The sequence below is a fragment of the Streptomyces sp. NPDC014727 genome (assembly GCF_043083485.1).
Lineage (GTDB): Bacteria > Actinomycetota > Actinomycetes > Streptomycetales > Streptomycetaceae > Streptomyces.
Map to the genome: position 1 here is coordinate 1 of NZ_JBIBYR010000071.1, position 3282 is coordinate 3282.

The 3282-nt window shown below is 66.5% G+C and carries 2 protein-coding genes and 1 pseudogene; all 3 read right to left on the minus strand.

What is annotated here, in order from left to right; all coding sequences use genetic code 11:
- Positions 1–564 precede the first annotated feature (564 nt).
- Positions 565–726, minus strand: coding sequence for a hypothetical protein (locus ACF1B9_RS37895; protein ID WP_391746955.1), 162 nt, complete (start codon positions 724–726; stop codon positions 565–567).
- Between the two features lie 25 nt (positions 727–751).
- Positions 752–1735, minus strand: coding sequence for a hypothetical protein (locus tag ACF1B9_RS37900; protein WP_391746956.1), 984 nt, complete (start codon positions 1733–1735; stop codon positions 752–754).
- A pseudogene (locus tag ACF1B9_RS37905) lies at positions 1732–3282 on the minus strand (hypothetical protein); the annotation flags it as partial. The pseudogene ACF1B9_RS37905 and the gene ACF1B9_RS37900, both read right to left, overlap by 4 nt.

The following is a 3282-nucleotide window of genomic DNA, read 5'->3' on the forward strand; positions in this document are numbered from 1 at the left end:
TCGAACGCCACACGCCCCGCACCATTGAACTTCCCCTCCAACGGCGCCGCCGCCTGCACCAACTGACGAATCAACGTCCCCAGATCAGTACTCGACCCACGCGACTTCGACGACAGAGTCGTCAGAACCTGGGCCCCCATATCGAACTTCATCCAGTCCCCCTGCCGAGCCTGAGCAAACAAATGTGCCCCCCATCCCTATCAACTCCGGCGGCGCCGAAGCAATCGAGTACCTCAAGGCTGTGGACAGGCTGTGACATGGTCACCGAAGCACGGCACGGGCAATGAGGAGCAGAAACGAAGCACTTGACCGGAGCGCGGAGGACGGGAGCCCTCCCGGCGCGACGGAGCTCCCGAAGATCTTCGGTCGATCTTCACGCCATGCGCACGATCGTGAGGGGCGGGCCGACGGCCTGCGAACCCGGTGGGGCATCAGGATCCGGTGAGCCTCTTCGTCGTCGATTCGATGAATGCGGCGGCCTCGATCTCGGAGTGCTGCGGGGAGGGTTCCCGGTCGGTGAGTCCAAGGGTCGGCATCCCAACGGGAGGCTGGCCGCGCGCGTGCTCATGAGGGGCCGTCCTCAACCCCTTCCTTGTAAGTGACGAGGCTGACGAGCGCACCCTTTTGGTATTCGACCACCTCGCCGGTGAAACGCTCTCCTCGATAGAAGACGGCCTCGCCTTCGTCCATTTCGAATGATGGGTCGTCGATGCCGATTCGTGTCACGCCGCCCCTGAGAAGCGGTCCTCGTTCAACTTCCGGCCAGTTCTCGCAGCGCCCCGAAGCTGTCCGCTTCGACGGGCGCGGTTCCTGCTGCTTGTCCCGCCACGGGGTCCGGCGGGGCATTCCTGAGCTCTGTCAGTGCGGCCGAGGGCGGCAGCCCGCGGTCGTATGCGGCTTGCAGGCGGTTCAGCCAGATCAGGCCGGCCTGGTAGCCGTCCACGTCAGCGGCGTCACATGGCTCGAAACTTGCCGCGTTCTCGGTGTCCGAGGCCCAGAGGTATCCCAGGACATCGTGCCCGCGGTGCACCGGGAGGTACTGGACGCGGCCGGAGGCGTCGCGCCGATAGGCGGCCGTGAACCTCGGGGTCTGGCTGAAGATTCCGTTGCGGTGAGGGATCTCGAACCGGCCCCATACGTCGGACGGCGATCCGGCGCTGTCCTCGAAGTGGTTCTCGACCCCGGTCGCGGTGGGAATCCCGAACCAGGTCGGGTCCTCGGGATCGATCTCCAGGTCGAGGGCCTCGGAGATATCCGCCAGAGCCTCGGCCAGGCGCGGTCGGTTGCGTGTGAACACGTCCCTCTGCTCGCGTCCTCGAAGGTCGAACGGCATCCAGGCGTCGGAGAATGTCGTGAGTTCCACGTGGAAGAAGCTCTCGGACACATCGACCGCGAGTCTGAACAGTCCTTCGACCGCTTCGGAACCGTCACCGGTTTCGACGAGGCCGTCGCAGGACGTGGACAGTTCCACGCCGCCCACCTTGCCGTCGGCGATCCTTCTCTTGATCTCCGACACGATGGCGTCGTCGACCGGGAGATCGGCTCGGAGCACGAAGTTCTGGCGCCCCGGCTCCGGAACCACCGCGGTCACCGTTCCGCCGTGGGGGGTTCCCAGGCGGTGACGGTCGAGGACACCGAGCGCCAGCGACAACCTGCGGACGGCTTCCTGGACCAGATCGGTCGCATGCCCGGGGTCACCCCAGGACCATCGGGCGACGGGTGTGGTGGCGATCAAGGCCGTCCTCCTGGCATGAAGTTGGAACCGGGCGGGTACATGAGCGTGCCGTCCTCGACGCGAAGCACGACGGTCACGCCCTTCTCGGCGTGGATTCTGGCGAGGTCCTTCTCGACGCCCTGCGCCAGCATGTCCGCCATACTGCCCTTGGTGTCGACGACGAACACCTTGACGTCCGCGCCGGAGTCGGCGAGCTGCCCGATGTTCTGCCACATCTTGGAGGTGACCTTTTTCGGGTTCGCGACTTCCTTGAACTGGTACCCGTAGACCTTGCCGTCGGCGCCACGGGCCATGACATCCATGTCCGTCCTGGGGCCGGTGACCACTCCCGGCTTGATCTCGATCTCCTTCTTGATCTCGAAGCTGATGTCTTTCACACCACTGCCCTGCAGGCGCTCGGCCAGCCGGAGCTGCTCGATCCCGCCCGACATCCCATTCTTCTGGGTGAAGCTTGACACCACCTGATCGTAGTTCTCCAAGCCCTTGAACCGGCCGGAGGCGATCAGGTTTGCCATCTCCTGCCCCGAGGGGTGGTCGGCCAGGTTGGCCAGGGCCTTGTCCAGGTCGCCCGGCTTCACTTTCGACCCACGCAGCTGGTCCCGGATCAGTTGTTCGGTCTTCCCGCCGAGTTCCAGAGGGCCGGACTCGTGGGACGGCTTGTCCCAGCTGCCGGAGTTGCCGGGTCCGTCCGAGCCGGGAGAGACGGGTCCGCCGGGTCCGTCCCCGCCGCCACCGCCGGGTCCGTCTCCATGGCCGGTGGCGGGCGTCTCGTGGCTACTGGACGGGCCTTCGCCGTGTCCCGAGGCGGAGCTGTCATGCCCACCGGCGGCGCCGGGGCCGTCACCCTGACCGCTGGCGGAGCCATCGTGGTGGCCGGTAGGCGGCTCGTGGTTGGCGGAAGGGCTGTGCCCGAGGTCGTCCGCGTGTCCGCCGGGGAGGTTGTCGCCGACGTGCGAGGTGGGGCCGTTGAGGTCGTCTCCGACACGGCCGATGTCGCCGAGGTCATTGCCGAGGCTGTCGCCAAGATGGATGACCTGGTCGGAGCTGGCGGCGGCGTGGGCGGCGTTGTCGGCGGTGTGTGCGCCCGCTCCGACGAGGGCCGGTTCCCTGGCCGGTGTGTCGGTGTGTGGTGTGTCGGTGCTCGGGTCATCCGGGCGGATGTCCAATGGACCTTCGGGGCGGGCGTCCCCGGCTTTCTGGAGGACGTTTCCGTTTTCGTCGAGGAGGTTGTACTCGCTGTCGAAGTAGCGTGCCGGTTCACCGGGGCCGGTGGGCAGCTTCGTGGTGCCCTCGGGTAGGACGGGCGCACCGTCGGGGAACTTCACGTTGCCGTCGGGGAGCTTGATCCCGCCTTCGGGGATTGCCGCGCCTTCGGGGAGGTGGACGGTGCCGTCGGGGAGCTTGAAGGAGCCCTCGGGAAGGGTGATCGCGTCGTCGGGGAGTTTGGGGATGTCGATGTTGCTGATGCCTTTGAGGCCCTTGGTGATGTCGCCGATCTTGGAGAGGCCGGCGCCGGCGCCCTTGGCGATGTAGGTCATGGGGTCGAT